This is a genomic window from Streptomyces sp. NPDC031225, from assembly GCF_055570355.1.
In genome coordinates, this window is the sequence record NZ_JBVIHJ010000014.1 from 128,977 (window position 1) to 143,442 (window position 14,466).

At 71.3% G+C, this 14,466-nt stretch carries 12 protein-coding genes; 2 read left to right on the forward strand and 10 right to left on the reverse strand.

From position 1 onward, the window contains the following. Window positions 1-29 precede the first annotated feature (29 nt). The 5 genes from ACZ48Z_RS24140 to ACZ48Z_RS24160 are packed head-to-tail and all read right to left on the reverse strand — an operon-like array spanning window position 30 to window position 6,157. Window positions 30-929: an ROK family protein gene (locus tag ACZ48Z_RS24140; RefSeq protein ID WP_468737937.1), complete on the reverse strand. Its 900-nt coding sequence runs from the start codon at window positions 927-929 to the stop codon at window positions 30-32. Continuing rightward, window positions 926-2,575, reverse strand: coding sequence for a dipeptide ABC transporter ATP-binding protein (locus ACZ48Z_RS24145; RefSeq protein WP_468737938.1), 1,650 nt, complete (start codon window positions 2,573-2,575; stop codon window positions 926-928). Before ACZ48Z_RS24145 ends, ACZ48Z_RS24140 begins: the two co-directional genes overlap by 4 nt. Further along, complete coding sequence (locus ACZ48Z_RS24150) at window positions 2,572-3,444, reverse strand: ABC transporter permease (protein ID WP_468738048.1); 873 nt, start codon at window positions 3,442-3,444, stop codon at window positions 2,572-2,574. The genes ACZ48Z_RS24145 and ACZ48Z_RS24150 overlap by 4 nt, the downstream gene beginning before the upstream one ends. Before the next feature lie 8 nt (window positions 3,445-3,452). Next, entirely contained in the window at window positions 3,453-4,412 is a 960-nt protein-coding gene (locus ACZ48Z_RS24155; protein ID WP_468738049.1) for an ABC transporter permease, read from the reverse strand. Continuing rightward, the gene (locus ACZ48Z_RS24160) at window positions 4,412-6,157 is read right to left on the reverse strand and encodes a peptide ABC transporter substrate-binding protein (protein WP_468737939.1); all 1,746 of its coding nucleotides are present in this window, start codon (window positions 6,155-6,157) and stop codon (window positions 4,412-4,414) included. The genes ACZ48Z_RS24155 and ACZ48Z_RS24160 overlap by 1 nt, the downstream gene beginning before the upstream one ends. 182 nt (window positions 6,158-6,339) lie before the next feature. Here ACZ48Z_RS24160 and ACZ48Z_RS24165 point away from each other — a divergent pair, with 182 nt between their 5' ends. Further along, the gene (locus tag ACZ48Z_RS24165; RefSeq protein ID WP_468737940.1) at window positions 6,340-7,545 is read left to right on the forward strand and encodes an ROK family protein; all 1,206 of its coding nucleotides are present in this window, start codon (window positions 6,340-6,342) and stop codon (window positions 7,543-7,545) included. A gap of 90 nt (window positions 7,546-7,635) precedes the next feature. Beyond that, window positions 7,636-9,144 carry a M81 family metallopeptidase gene (locus ACZ48Z_RS24170; RefSeq protein ID WP_468737941.1) on the forward strand — a complete coding sequence of 503 codons (1,509 nt, stop codon included), beginning with the start codon at window positions 7,636-7,638 and terminating at the stop codon, window positions 9,142-9,144. Between the two features lie 28 nt (window positions 9,145-9,172). Here the strand turns inward: ACZ48Z_RS24170 and ACZ48Z_RS24175 are convergent, their stop codons facing one another. Genes ACZ48Z_RS24175 through ACZ48Z_RS24195 form a run of 5 tightly spaced genes read right to left on the reverse strand, consistent with a single transcriptional unit; the run spans window position 9,173 to window position 14,286 of the window. Next, entirely contained in the window at window positions 9,173-9,769 is a 597-nt protein-coding gene (locus ACZ48Z_RS24175; protein ID WP_468737942.1) for a GTP-binding protein, read from the reverse strand. After that, entirely contained in the window at window positions 9,756-10,115 is a 360-nt protein-coding gene (locus ACZ48Z_RS24180) for a DUF742 domain-containing protein (RefSeq protein ID WP_468737943.1), read from the reverse strand. The genes ACZ48Z_RS24175 and ACZ48Z_RS24180 overlap by 14 nt, the downstream gene beginning before the upstream one ends. A 1-nt stretch (window position 10,116) precedes the next feature. Next, window positions 10,117-10,539: a roadblock/LC7 domain-containing protein gene (locus tag ACZ48Z_RS24185; RefSeq protein ID WP_424884253.1), complete on the reverse strand. Its 423-nt coding sequence runs from the start codon at window positions 10,537-10,539 to the stop codon at window positions 10,117-10,119. Between the two features lie 10 nt (window positions 10,540-10,549). After that, window positions 10,550-13,225 carry a sensor histidine kinase gene (locus ACZ48Z_RS24190; RefSeq protein WP_468737944.1) on the reverse strand — a complete coding sequence of 892 codons (2,676 nt, stop codon included), beginning with the start codon at window positions 13,223-13,225 and terminating at the stop codon, window positions 10,550-10,552. A 44-nt stretch (window positions 13,226-13,269) separates the two neighbouring features. Next, window positions 13,270-14,286 (reverse strand): substrate-binding domain-containing protein, encoded by a 1,017-nt coding sequence (locus ACZ48Z_RS24195; protein ID WP_468737945.1) that lies wholly within the window; start codon window positions 14,284-14,286, stop codon window positions 13,270-13,272. Between the last annotated feature and the right edge of the window lie 180 nt (window positions 14,287-14,466).

Here is a 14,466-nt window from a genome sequence, read left to right on the forward strand (position 1 = left end):
ACCTCGCCCGCTGACGGCGGACTCCCCGGTCACACACCGAGTTCCGCCCGCACCCGCGCCGCCGCACCCACCGCCACCGCGTCCCCGCCGAGCAGTGCGGGCACCACCGTCACCGGATGTCCGCTGACCGGCGGTTCGGCGGTCAGGGCGCGCCGGACCGCCGGTTCCAGAAGGTGCCAGGACCGGCTGACGCCCCCGCCGATCACGACGGTGGTGACGTCCAGCAGGCCCGCCGTGACGAGCAGCGCTCGGGCCACGGCGGCACCCGCGTCCTCGTACACGCCGAGCGCGACCGGGTCGGAGACCTCCGCCACCTCGCGCGCGCTCAGCTCCCGCCCGGTCCGCTCCCCGTACCGCGCCGCGATCGCCCGCCCCGACGCCAGCGTCTCCAGATGGCCGCGGCCCCCGCACGTGCAGGGCAGATCGCCGAAGCCCGGGATGTGCCCGATCTCGCCCGCCGCGCCGTGCGGCCCGTCGTACAGGGCACCGTCCAGCCACAGCGCCCCGCCGACGCCGGTCCCGAGGGTCATCCCGAGCACATGGGGCTCGCCCGCGACGGCACCGGCCGTGGCCTCGCCGCGCAGGAACGCGTTGACGTCGTTGTCCAGGAACGCCGGCACCCCGAGCGCCTCCTCGAACGCCGCCGTCACCGCGAACCCGGCCCAGCCCCGGAAGGAGTCACTGGCGACCAGGACCCGCCCGGCCCGCGCGTCCACCACACCCGCCGCCCCGACCCCGACCCCGAGCAGCCGCGCGTCCGTACGGTCCAGCAGCAGGCGTACGGCGTCCAGTGCCGCGTCCACCATCGCGGCCCCGCCCGCCGCCGCGGGGGTGGGCACCTCCAGCCGGTCCGCGACGGTCAGATCCTCCGCGCACAGGGCCACTTGGGTGGTCGTACCGCCGATGTCGACGCCGGCGACCGCCTTCACGCGGTGACCTCCGTCTGCCGCTGTGCGCGGCGCTGCCGCTGCACCACCGGATCCGGCACCGGTACGGCCGCGATGAGCCGCCGTGTGTACGCGGTCTCCGGGTGCAGCAGCGTGGACATGGTCGGCCCCTGCTCCTGGATCCGCCCGTCCCGCATGACGACGACCCGCCGGGCGAACTCCTGCACGACGGCCAGGTCGTGGGAGACGAAGAGGCAGGCGAACCCCAGCTCCCGCTGCAGCTCGGCGATCACCTCCAGCACGGTCCGCTGGACGCTCACGTCCAGCGCGCTGGTCGGTTCGTCCGCGACGAGCAGCCGGGGTTCGAGCACCAGGGCCCGGGCGAGACTCACCCGCTGCCGCTGGCCACCGGACAGTTCACGTGGACCCCGTGCCGCCAACTCCCCCGGCAGCCGCACCAGTTCGAGCACCTCCGCGACCCGCGCCCGTCGCTCGGCGCCCGTCATGCCCCGGCGGTGCATTCGGAGCGGCTCGGCCACGCACTCCGCCACACTCATCCGCGCGTCCAGCGAGGCCACCGGGTCCTGGAGGACCACGCCCACACCGGCGAGCAGCGCCCGCCGCTTCCGGCCCCGGACCCGGGCCAGATCGGTGCCGAACAGCGACACCGAACCGGAGGCGGGCGCGATGAGCCCGAGCGCGACCCTGGCCGCCGTCGACTTGCCCGACCCGGACTCGCCCACGAGCCCGACGGTGTCACCGGGACGGACGTCGAGGGAGACGCCGTCGAGTGCCCGGACCCGCCCGAACCGCACGGACACGTCCCGGAGCCGCACCACGGGAGCATCCGTCCCGGAGGCCGGGGCAGTGTCCTCCGCAGGGCCCGCCGGTACATCCGTGCCGGTGACCCTCAGTCGCGGCACCGCCGCCAGCAGCGCCTGCGTGTACGCGTGCTGCGGCCGTAGCAGCACCTCCTCCACCGGCCCGGTCTCCACGATCTCGCCCCGCAGCATCACGGCGACCCGGTCCGCGAAGTCGGCGACCACGCCCATGTTGTGCGTGACCAGCAGGACGCCCGTGCCCGAGTCGGCCGCGAGCCGCCGCAGCAGGTCCAGGATCTCGGCCTGCACGGTGACGTCGAGCGCGGTGGTCGGCTCGTCCGCGATCAGCAGGGCCGGCGAGTTGGCGATCGCCATGGCGATGACGACCCGCTGCCGCTGCCCGCCCGACAGCTGGAAGGGGAAGGCCGAAGCCCGCCGCTCCGGCTCGGGAATCCCGACGCGGCGCAGGAGTTCGACCGCCTCGCGCGCCGCGTCCGACCGGGAGACGTCCCGGTGGTTGCGTACGACTTCCGCGATCTGGGCGCCGACCCGGGTCAGCGGGTCGAGGGCGGTGGCCGGTTCCTGGAAGACCATGGAGGCCGTACGTCCCCGCAGCCGGGTGAGCGAGGCCTCCGGCGCCCCGACGACTTCCGTACCGTCGACCGTCACCCGCCCCGAGACCCGCGCACTGCCCGGCAGCAGTCCCATCGCGGCCAGTGCCACCGTCGACTTGCCGGACCCCGACTCGCCGACGAGCGCGAGCGTCTCACCTGGGCGGACCTCCAGCGACACCCCGCGCACGGCGGGCACGTCACCCGTCTCCGTGGAGAAGGTCACTCCGAGGTCCTCGATGGTCAGGATGTTCACGCGCGTCCCCTCACGTCGAAGGCGTCCCGCAGGCCGTCGCCGATCGCGTTGAACGCGCACACGACGAGGATGATCGCCAGGCCCGGCGGCACGATCAGCCACCAGCGTCCCGAGTACGCGGCCGTCAGCCCGGCCGACAGCATGCCGCCCCAGTCGGTCTTCGGCGGCTGGACGCCGAGGCCCAGATACGACACATAGGCGATGAGCAGGATCGCGTCGGCGACCTGGAAGGTGCCCGCGACGACGATCGTGGACACCGAGTTCGGCAGGATGTGCCGGCGGATCGCCCGCCCGTGGGTTCCCCCGGTGGCCCGCAGGGTCAGCACATAGTCCCGGTTCTTGAGCGTGAGCGTCTCGGCCCGCACCAGCCGGGACGGCACGAGCCACGACACCAGCCCCAGGACGAGAATCAGTCCGCCCGTGCCGGGACTGGTGATGGCGGACACGACGAGCAGGATGAACAGCGCGGGGATGGCGATGCCCGCGTCGACGACCCGCATCATCACGGCGTCGACCCACCCGCCCGCATACCCCGCGACGGCACCCCACAGGGTCCCGATGACGGTGGCGAGCACCCCGGCCGCCAGCCCGACCGACAGGGACACCTGCCCGCCGTACATGAGCCGCCCGAGCTGATCGTGCCCGACGGCGTCGGTACCCAGCCAATGCGAGCCGTTGGGGGCCAGGTTCACCTGGGTGAGATCGGTGTGGGTCTGATCGGTGGAGTGGAGAAGGGGCCCAAGGAAGCAGAAACCTATGAAGAGGATGACAACCACGAGCCCGGCCACGGCAAGCTTGTTGCGCGCGAAGCGCGCCTTCAGGGGCGCGGGGAACTGCGCGACAAGCCCCCACTGGCGGACGCTTTCAATACGACCACTCACGCCCGCCCCTCCTTCACCCGAGGATCAACAACGCGCTGCACGACATCCGCAAGCAACGTCCCCACGACCGTCGCGACGGAGATCACCAACACACACCCCAGCAGCACCGGATAGTCCGACGACTGGGCCGCGGACCAGAACAGCAGCCCCATCCCCGGGTAGTTGAACAACTGCTCCACCACCAGCGCACCCCCGAACAGCACCGGCACGTAGTACCCGAGCATCGCGATCACGGGTGTCAGCGAGTTCCGGAACACATGCCGGAAGAGCACCGCATACTGCGAAGCCCCACCCGCCCGAGCGGTCCGCACGTAGTCCTCCGACAGGTTCTCCAGGGTCGCGCCCCGCATGTACCGGCTGAACACGGCCACCATCGACGCGGCCCCGGTCACCACGGGCAGCACCAGCCCCGCGGGATCCGCGAACACCTGCGCCAGCGTGTCCCCTTGGGGCGCCTGCGACGGAAACCACCTCAGCACCTGCGTGAACAGCAGGATGAGCAGCAGCCCGAGGAAGTAGACCGGCGTCGAGTACGCGACGAAGCTCAACGTCGTGATGACGTAGTCCGCCGGCTTGTTCCGCCGCACCGCCTGCCACATCCCCAGCGGCACCGCCAGCAGCAGCCCGACGGCGGCGGACAGCACGGTCAACACCAGGGTCTTCGGCAGCCGTTGCTCGATCAGCCGGGACACCGCCTCGTTCAGCGTGTACGACGTCCCGAGGTCGCCCTGCGCCAACTCGCGCAGGTAGTAGACGTACTGCACGGGCAGGGATCGATCGAGCCCCTGCTCGTGGTTGAACGCGGCGATCTGCCCGGCCGTCGCCTGCGGCCCGAGGATCCCGCGCGCGGGGCCCCCGGGAAGCGCGTGCAGCAGGCAGAAGACCACGATCGTCACGATCAGGATCACGGCGAGGGCCTGCGACAGCCGCCGTGCGAGATAGAGGACCGTCTCCACTACTTGGTCCACTTCCACTGCGCCGGGTGGAAGTTGGCCAGCGAGTCCTGGGAGAAGCCGCCGAGTCCGTTCTTCACGACGGAGATCTGGTAGTCCGGCTCGGGCAGCCAGACCACGGGAAGCTCCTTGGCGAGGGCCGCGCTGTAGTCCTGGACCGCCTGGGTCGAACTCGACGTCGTGGTAGCCGAGATGAGCTTGTCGACGTCCGAGTCGGAGTAGTTGCCGAAGTTGGAGCCGCCACCGGTCTGGAACAGCGAGTCACCGGTCGGGAAGGCGTTGAAGTACCAGCTGCCGGCCGTGCCGAAGAAACTCAGCTGCCACTTGCAGATCGACTGCCCCGACGTGCACTGCGGGGTCTGCGAGAGCACCGAGTTGACCGGTGCCGTCTTGATGGAGAACTTGATGCCGGTCTTCGCGAGCGAGGACTGGATCGCGCTCATCATGTTGTCGGTGACCGCGGAGCCGGACTGCGAGAGCACCTGCATCTCGAACTTCGTGCCCTTGGCGACGCCCGCACCGCACTTCGCGGGCTCGGAGCAGGTCATGACCCCGCCCTGCTCGGTCCAGCCGTGGCTCGTCAGCAGCGACGTGGCGGTGTCGTTCGAGAACGGATACGGGTTGTCCTTCTGCACCGGCGAGAGGAAGTCCGAGGTCTGCCCCTGCGGGATCGGCCCGTAGCCGGGCACCGCCGTGCCGTTGAATACGACCTTCGCGAGACTTGCCTGGTCGATCGAGTGCTGGACGGCCTGACGGGCGTAGAGCTGCTTGAACACGGCGCCCATCGCCGGGTTGTTGAAGTTGTACGGCATGTAGGTGATCGCCCAGCCCGACCACGGCTCCACCCTGTAGCCCTGCGCGGTGAAGCTGTCCTTCTGGTCGAGGTCGGTCGCCTCGATGTAGCCGTAGTCGACACCGCCGGAGCGCAGGGCGTTCTTCTCGGCGTCGGTGGTGGTGAACGGGAGCAGGTTCACCGTGGGGATGCTCGCCTTCTCGCCGCCGTCGTACTTCTTGTTGGCGGTCAGGACGACCTTGCCGGCGGTGGAGAAGGACTTGACGGCGTAGGGGCCGCTGATGGTCTTCCACAGCGGGTCGGAGGCGTAGCCGGAGATGTTCTTCGCCGCGTCGTTGAGGTACGTCCAGGCCTGCTTGGCGTCCCGGCCCCCGGCCCAGGCGTGCTGGGGCAGCGGGGTGATGGAGTTCAGCTCGTTGGCGAGCATCCACTGCGGGTTGTAGGCCTTGTCGAAGGTGATCGTGAAGTGGGTGTCGTCGACCGTCTTGAAGGACGTCCAGTTGTCGGGGGCCTTGCCCGGGTTGTAGCCCGCCCACGCGGCTTTGTTCGCCTTGATGAGGTCGAACCAGAACTTCACGTCCGCGGAGGTGATCGGCTTTCCGTCGCTCCAGTGCCGGTCGCCCAGGGTGATCGTGACGCTCTTGTCGTCGGCGGCGAAGGTGGCGTCGGTGGCGACCGAACCGGCCTTGTTCCAGCCGATCTTGCCGGTCGAGCCGTCGTAGGCGATGAGCGGCTCCCACAGCGTGTTCGCGATGGAGATGTTGTTGGTGTTGAGGTGGGCCGCGGTGCCGATCGGCAGGATCCAGTTCGGCGTGAAGTTCGCGGGCAGCGCGTAGTTGACGGCGTCGTGCGAGGACGACGCCGTGCCGCTGGATCCGGAACAGGCGGTCAGCAGCAGGGTGCCCGCGCTGAGGGCGGCGGCACCGGCGAGGAGTCTCGGGCGGGCAGGGGACATGGCGTGCTCCTGGGACCAGGGAAGGGAAAGCGGGCGGTGGGGCCAGTGAACGCTCCCTCTGTTGGAAGAAACAGGCGTGCCGCTGTAAAAAGCCTGTTTCTGCTGTTCTGGAAAAAGTGGAAAAAGGCCTTCCGGGCTTACGCTCAAGGCCCCGGCCGCCGAATTCGGGAGTAACTTCGTCCATGCTTGAAAAAAGTCCGCCCGCGCATTCCCACCCGCCCCGACGGCACGGCACCGGCTTCTCCTCGCTCGCGGAGGGTGTCCTCGAACTCCTCGCGTCCGGCCAGGCGACGACCCGCACGGAACTCGCCGCACTGCTCGGCGCCGCGCCCTCGACGGTGTCCTTCGCGGTCGGACAGCTCATGGCCCGCGGCCTGGTCGCCGAGGAGGGCACCCGGTCCTCCACGGGCGGGCGGCCCCGCAAGGTGCTGCGGCTCGGCGGCAGCGATGGATACGCGGTCGCGGCCGACATCGGCGGCAAGCACGCGCATGTCGGGGTCGTGCACCCCGGTGGCGGCCTCACCGACGTGTCGACGGTGCCGTTCGCCACGGCGGACGGACCCGAGGCCGCGCTGCCCGGTCTCGCGGACACGCTCCAGACGCTGATCGAGGGGCACGGACGGGAGCGGCTGCGGGGCGTGGGCCTGTGCCTGCCGGGCCCGGTCGACGTCGAGCCGGGCCTGGTGACCCTGCCCGCGCGCATGCCCGGCTGGAACCGGTTCCCCGTCCGGGACTGGTTCGAGGAGCGCTTCGGCGTCCCGGTGGCCGTCGAGAACGACGCCAACTGCATGGCCGTCGGCGAGCACAGTGTCCGCCCCGCCGGACGCCGGCAGTCGATCCTGGTGAAGGTCGGCTCGGGGATCGGCGCGGGCGTGATCGCGGACGGCCGGCTGTACCGGGGCGCGACCGGCGGGGCGGGGGAGATCACCCACGTCCGCGTCGAGGCCGCTCAGGACACCCCGTGCTCCTGCGGCAACACGGGCTGCCTGGAGACGGTCGCCTCGGGGGCGGCACTGGTGCGGATCCTGCGGGAGCGGGGCCTTCAGGTCGAGAGCACCGAGGACGTCGTACGACGCGCCATCGACGCCGACCCCGAGGCCACCCGCGCGGTCCGCCAGGCCGGCCGCTACCTGGGCCAGGTCCTCGCGGCCAACGTCAACTTCTTCAACCCCGACGCGGTGTACCTCGGCGGCATCCTCTCCACCCTGGAACCGTTCGTCGCGGCCGTTCGCAGTCAGCTCTACGAGGGCTGCCATCCGCTGGTGACCCAGCACCTGGTGATCGAACGCACGTCCCTGGGCGCGGACGCGGGGCTGGCGGGAGCGGGCCAGTTCGCGCTGCAGCGGGCGCTGGCGCAGGCGATGCAGACGGTCACGGGAGCTGTTTGATGCAGACGGTCACTGGAGCTTTTCAGGGGCGCGGGGAACTGCGCGACAAGCCACGACGAACCCGCAGCCAACAGACGACCTGGAGTACCCGTGTCCCCTTCACGCCCTGTAATCGCCATAGCCGGCCTCGGTATCGAATCCTCGACCTTCTCCCCGGCCCGCACCGAAGCCCCCGCCTTCCACCCCCAACGAGGACAGGACGTTCTTACCCGCTACCCCTTCCTCGCCCCGGGCCAACCCTTGCGCGATGCCGCCGACTGGCGGGGCGCCCTCGTGGGCAAGGCCCTGCCGGGAGGCACGGTCACGGCCGCCGCCCACGCCGAGCTGACCGGTGAACTCCTCGCCCGGCTCGCCGGGATGGGCCCGGTCGACGGCCTCTGGTACGACATCCACGGCGCGATGACCGTGGAGGGCCTGGACGACGCCGAAGCCGAACTCCTGCACCGGATCAGAGAGGTCGTCGGCGCCGCGACCGTCGTGTCCACCTCGATGGACCTGCACGGCAACGTCTCCCGCGACCTCGTCCACCGCACCGACCTGATCACCTGCTACCGCATGGCCCCGCACGAGGACGCCATGGAGACGAAGGAACGGGCCGCCCGCAACCTCGTGGACCACCTGGTCACCGGAGCCCCCCGCCCCGTCAAGGCCTGGATCCCGGTACCCGTGCTCCTGGCGGGCGAGCAGACCTCCACCCGGATCGAACCGGCGAAGAGCGTCTACGCCGCCGTGGCCGAGGTGGAGGCGGCCGACGGTGTGACGGACGCGGCGATCTGGGTCGGCTACGCCTGGGCCGACGAACCCCGCAACCGGGCCGCGGTCGTCGTCACGGGCCCTTCCGCGGACGCCGTGACCACCGGCGCCGAACGGCTCGCCCACGGCTTCTGGAAGGCCCGCCACGACTTCGAGTTCGTCGCCCCGACCGGCACCCTGGAGGAGTGTCTGGACGCGGCCCTGGCCTCCGAGCACCGCCCGTACTTCGTCAGCGACACCGGCGACAACCCGACCGCGGGCGGCGCGGGCGATGTCACCTGGGGGCTCCAACAGGTCCTGGCCCGGCCCGAGTTCAGGGATCCCGCAGGACCGGTGGTCATCTACGCCTCCGTGCCGGGCCCGGCCGCCGTCGACACAGCCGTACAGGCCGGCGTCGGGGCCACGGTCACCGTCACCGCGGGCGCCGAGGTCGACGACCGGCACGCCGGCCCGCTCACCCTGACCGGCGTGGTCCACGCCGTCCGGCACGGCGACCGGCACGCGCAGACCGAGGCGGTGCTGCGGGTGGGGAGCGTGTACGTGATCCTGACGCGGCTGAGGAAGCCGTACCACCACGAACACGACTTCACCGACCTGGAGTTGCAGCCGCGGGAGGCGGACGTCGTCCTCGTCAAGATCGGCTACCTGGAGCCCGAGCTGTTCGCGATGGCCGCCGACTGGAAGATGGCCCTCACCCCGGGCGGCGTCGACCAGGACCTGCCACGCCTCGGTCACCACCGCATCCGCCGGCCGATGTTCCCCTTCGACCCGGAGATGCCCGATCCCGACCTCGGGGCCCGGGTGATCCCGCCCTCGGACGAGGCGTTGACCGGACCCGACGAGTGAATGGCCGGGCCCAGCGCCCCTTCGGCCCCTACTCGTCGACCGCTTCGGCGATCAGCAGGTCCAGGAGGGTGATCAGCACGTCCCGGGACGACTCGCGCCGACGGGCGTCGCACAGCACCACCGGGACGCCCGCCGGCAGTGCGAGGGACTCCCTGATGTCCTCGGCCGGATACGGGTGCCGTCCCTCGAAGCCGTTGACGGCGACGACGAACGGGATGCGGCGGCGTTCGAAGAAGTCCACGGCGGCGAAGCTGGACTCCGGGCGGCGCACGTCGATGAGGACGACCGCGCCCAGGGCGCCGACGGCGAGGTCGTTCCACATGAACCAGAACCGCTGCTGGCCCGGGGTGCCGAAGAGGTAGAGCACGAGTTCGTCGCTGATGGTGATCCGGCCGAAGTCCATGGCCACGGTGGTGGCCCGCTTCTGCTCGATCCCGGCGAGGTCGTCGACGCCCAGGCCGGCGACGGTGAGGGGTTCCTCCGTGCGCAGCGGCGCGATCTCGCTGACCGACCCGACCATGGTGGTCTTGCCGACGCCGAAACCCCCCGCGATCAGGATCTTGACGGTGTCGGGGGCGGCGGGAGTCCCAGCAGTCTCGACGGCGAGCGTCTCAGAGCCGGCCAAGGCCATCCCTCACTTTCTGCAACAGGTCCAGGTCCGTGGTGCGGGGTGAGACGGGGCGCGGTGGGCGCGCGGTGATCAGACCAGCCTCCAGCAGGTCGCACAGCATGATCACGACCACGCTGACCGGGAGGTCGAGCAGCGCGGCCAGCTCCGCGACGGCGAGCGGGCGGGCGCACCGGCGCAGGATGCGGGCCTGTTCGGGCTGCGGCCGGGGGGCCCGTTCCGGGGGTGGGTCCACCGCGGTCACCGTGGTGATGAGGGTGAAGTCGGCGCGGCTGGGCCTGGTCCGCCCGCCGGTCAGGGCGAACGGCCGCACCAGCCGGCCTGCCGCGTCGCTGTCGGTCACCTCATCCGCCGGTGGGGCCGATGCCGGCCCGTGGCGCCGCACTGAGGTGCTCGCCGATCTTCTTCACCAGCATGTTCATCTGGTACGCCACCACGCCGACGTCGGCGTTCGGCCCCGTCAGGACGACCAGGTGGGCGCCGGGTCCCGCCGAGGTGAGGATCAGGAAACTGTTGGCCATCTCGATGAGCGCCTGGCGCACCGGGCCGCCCCGGAAGTCCATGCTGACGCCCTTGCTCAGGCTCATCAACCCGGACGCGGTCGCCGCCAGCCGCTCGGCGTCGTCGCGCAGGAACCCGATGGACTTGCTGACGACCAGCCCGTCCTCGGAGAGCACGACAGCCTGCGTCACGTCGGCGACCCGCTCCACGAGTCCGGTGAGCAGCTGGTCCAGCTGGGTGTGCGTGGCGGGGGTGGGGCGTGTCATGGCGTGTCCTTCATGAGCGATCGGGGCGGGGAGCGTGCGCGGCGACGGCCGGGTCGTGCGGAACACCGAGCGGATCGGGTTCGGCCGCGGCCGCTTCCTCGAGGGCGCCGAGGGGGTCGTCGTCGGCGGAGGTCACTTCCTCGGCGATGTCGGACGGGCCGGTCCCACGGCCGGTCACCGCTTCCTTCGCCACGTCGAACGGGTCGGCCTCGACGGTCGCCCTCTTCGGGCCGTCGCGGGGGCCGGTCCGGTCGGCAGGGTCCGACCGGCCGTCGGGCGAGCCGTTGAGCGGGCCGGTCCGCGTGGCCGGGTCGACCGGGCCGTCCGAGGTGTCGAGGACGTCGTCCTCGTCCCGGGCGCGGAGCGTGCCGCGCTGGAAGCCGGCGAGCGAGGAGGCCGCGTGGTCGGCGGTGAAGTCCTCGGCATCCGCTTCCTCGTGGACGGCCTGGGCCTCCTCGCGCAGCTCTACGGCGAGGCTGGTCTGGGGCACCCGCCGGGGAAGGGGGACGAGACCGCCAGGGCGGTCGTCGGCAGCCGGGGCGGCAGCGGTGGCGGGGGAGGGCGCCCCGGACCCCGCTCGGGCCGTGGACTCGGCGTCCTGGGCGTCGGCGCCCGCGGAGCCCGGTGCCTCCGCGGCGGCGTCCGCAGCCCCGGCGTCCGCAGCCCCGGCGTCCGTCGTGCGCGTCGCCTCCGCAGGCCTTCTCGCGCCGGTCCCGAGCCTCGCGGCCAGGAGGTCGGCGTCGGCCCTGTCCGGCGCCTCGGCGTCCTCCCTGACGACGATCTCGTGCGGGATCAGCACGATCGCCGTGGTCCCCCCGTAAGGCGAGGACCGCAGCGTCACCTGGATGCCGTGGCGGTTGGCGAGGCGGGCGATGACGAACATGCCGAGACGGAGGTCGTCGGCGAGGGCGACCACGTCGAACTTGGGGGCCTCGGCCAAGTGGGCGTTGAACGCGCCGTACTCGTCCTCGGACATGCCGAGCCCCCGGTCCTCGACCTCGACGGCCAGGCCCTTGGCGACCAGCGCGGCCCGCACACCGACGGGGCTCGGGGCGGGGGAGTACAGCGTGGCGTTCTCGATCAGTTCGGCCAGCAGATGGATCACGTCGGCCACCGCGGGCGGCGCCAGGCACACCTCCTCGTCGGTGTGCACCTCCACCCGCTGGTACTCCGCGACCTCACCCACCGCACTGCGCAGGATGTCGATCAGCGCGACCGGCTCGGTCCAGCTGCGCCGCGGCTGCCCGCCGCTGATGATGACGAGGTTCTCCTCGTACCGCCGCAACTGGCTTGCCGTGGAGTCCAGTTCGTACAGTCCCTCCAGCACGTCGGGGTCCTGGTGCCGACGCTCCAGGGTGTCCAGCCGGCTGAGCTGGAGGTTGACGAGGTTCTGGCTCTCCCGCGCGATGCCGAGGATCACCTTCTGGAAACCGCGCCGGGTGTCGGCGAGTTCCACCGCCGTCTCCACGGCCGTGCGCTGCGCGGCGTTGAACGCCTTGGCCACCTGGCCGAGTTCGTCCGAGCCGTAGTCCAGCTCGGGCGCGGCCCGGTCCACGTCGATCTTGTCCCCCCGCTCCAGCCGGGCGACCACGTCGGGCAGCCGCTCCTGGGCCAGGCTCAGCGTGGCCTCCCTGAGGCCACGCAGCCGCAGGGACAGGGAGCGGGTGATGCGCCAGGACATGACGAGGCAGATCAGCAGGGCGATCAGTCCGCCGGCGCTGAGGGAGGCGGCCGTCAGCAGTTGCTCGCGTGCCTTGTCCGCGCTGCGGGTCAGCAGTCCCGAGGTCTGCTGCCGGATCAGGGCGGTGTAGCGGACGGAGACCTGCGCCATCGCGGCCGACCACCGCTTTTGCGCGTCCGGCAGGGCCACCCGGCCCGTCCCGTCGGGCCGGGCGGCGAGCACCTGGTCCTCGACGGCCGTCAGGGTCCGCCAGTCGGCGCTCGCCAGGATCCGCTCGGTCTGCTTCTTCGCACTGCCGCTGAGCGCGGGCACGATCTGGTCCTCGACGAGCCACCGGCGCGTGTTCACCAGTTGCACGAACTCGGTCCACGCCTTCCCGTCGAGATGGCCGGACGGCCAGGCCAGGGTGAGCCGCACATCCTCCTGGGAGGTCAGCTCCGCCGCGTGTTCGAGGGCGACGAGGGGTCCGGCCTGCGAGGTGAGGTCGCCGTCGTCGACCTGCGAGAGCTGCTGGAAGGCGTGGATCTGGTCGTCGATGATCGACGTGTACTGGTCCAGGGCCTGCTCGGCGGTGATGTCGGTGGGGTGGTCGACCTGGCCGCGGTAGTACTCCAGGCTGCCCACCGAACCGAGGACCGAGTACAGCTTGTCGGCGATGCGCCCCGGTGCCCGCTGGATCTCGTCGGACTGTTCGACGAGCTCGGTGACGGCCGCGTCCGTCTGCGCCCGCTTGACCTCCAGGGCGGCCTGGGAACCCGGCACCTTGGCCAACCAGGCCGCGGACACCGCGCGTTCGCCCTGCAGTGCGAGGGTGGCCTCGGTGCCCATCGCGCCGGTCGACTTGCTCAGCTCCGTCTGCGAGCGCAGCCGCAGGCCCTCCGAGAACAGCTGTGTGGTCGTCACGCCCCACATGGCGGTGAGGGTGACGCTTGGCACCAGCGCCAGCAGGATGAGCGAGAGACGTATGGAGCCGAGGCGGCGCCGGGCACCTTTCCGGTCGGGCATGGTCGTCCTTGGGCGGTCAGGGGGCGGGGGTCTTCTGAGAGAGGTCAGCGGGTCCCGGCGGCGGCGAACCTCGAGACCGCGGCGACGTTCGTCCGGGTGACGAACGCGGGCCCGGTGAGCACGGGGGCCACACCGCCCCCGCTGACGTTGCCGTTGGTCTTGTACAGCCACAGTGCGTCCACCGCGAGGTAGCCCTGCAGATACGGCTGCTGGTCCACCGCGAACTGTACGGTCCCGGCGCGGATCGCCTTGGCGAGGTCGTCGTTGAGATCGAAGGTGGCGACGTGGGCCCTGCTGCCCGCCGCCTTCACCGAACCCACGGCGTCCAGCGCGAACTGCGCGCCGAGGGTGACTACTTCGTCGATGCCGGGGTCCTGGCGCAGCCTGGCGGTGAGCACGGTGTCCACGGCGTCGGGGTCGGTGCCCTCCACGTACAGGTTCTCCATCTCGCCGCCGAACGTCTTCTTCACACCGGCGCAGCGCGCCTCCAGGGCGACATTGCCCCGTTCGTGGATGACGCACAGCGCGTGCTTGGCCTTCAGTTCGTTCAGCTTGTTCCCGACGGCAGCGCCGGTGACGCTCTCGTCCTGGCCGAAGTACTCCAGGAGTCCCTGCGACTTCCAGGCGTCGATACCGGAGTTGAGGCCCACCACCGGAATGCCGGCAGCGCGGGCCGCGGCGACCGGCGCCCTCATCGCGGCGGGCTTGGCCAGGGTGAGGGCGATGCCGTCGACCCGGTCGCCGATCGCGTCGCGCACCAACCGGGCCTGGCCCGCGGGGTCGGAGTCGTTCGCGTACGTCAGATCGGCACCGTCCTTCGCGGCGGCGGCCTCGGCGCCCTTGCGTACGCGCTCCCAGAAGGAGTCGCCCTCGCCGCCGTGGGTGATGAGGGCGATCCTGAGCCGGGCTGTCTCCGCCCCCTGCGCCGCGCCCGTGCCCGAGTCGAGCCGGGAGTCACCGCCGGCACCGGAGCAGCCGGCGAGCAGCAGAAGGGCGACGGAGGCAAGGGCGGCCACGCGCACGGATCTTGAGGAAGCCCGAGGTGGAGGAGGAGTGTTCATGGGTGCGGCACCTCGCTGTGCGGCCGAGCAGGCGGAACGCGAAAACCCGGCCGGATCGCGGGCGCGTCGGCCGGTCGAACTGTCACTGGCCAGGAGCCAACCGCGTGTGACCGCCGGTAGTCAAGTGATCAGCCCCTTGTAGTGACTTCTCGGTTCCGCATCGTAATGATCTTCACGCCT

What these genes read in the sequence shown, in the direction of transcription:
- ACZ48Z_RS24195 (WP_468737945.1), bottom strand. Translation starts at nt 14,286, where the DNA reads ATGAACACTCCTCCTCCACCTCGGGCTTCCTCAAGATCCGTGCGCGTG.
- ACZ48Z_RS24160 (WP_468737939.1), bottom strand. Translation starts at nt 6,157, where the DNA reads ATGTCCCCTGCCCGCCCGAGACTCCTCGCCGGTGCCGCCGCCCTCAGC.
- ACZ48Z_RS24165 (WP_468737940.1), top strand. Translation starts at nt 6,340, where the DNA reads ATGCTTGAAAAAAGTCCGCCCGCGCATTCCCACCCGCCCCGACGGCAC.
- ACZ48Z_RS24185 (WP_424884253.1), bottom strand. Translation starts at nt 10,539, where the DNA reads ATGACACGCCCCACCCCCGCCACGCACACCCAGCTGGACCAGCTGCTC.
- ACZ48Z_RS24190 (WP_468737944.1), bottom strand. Translation starts at nt 13,225, where the DNA reads ATGCCCGACCGGAAAGGTGCCCGGCGCCGCCTCGGCTCCATACGTCTC.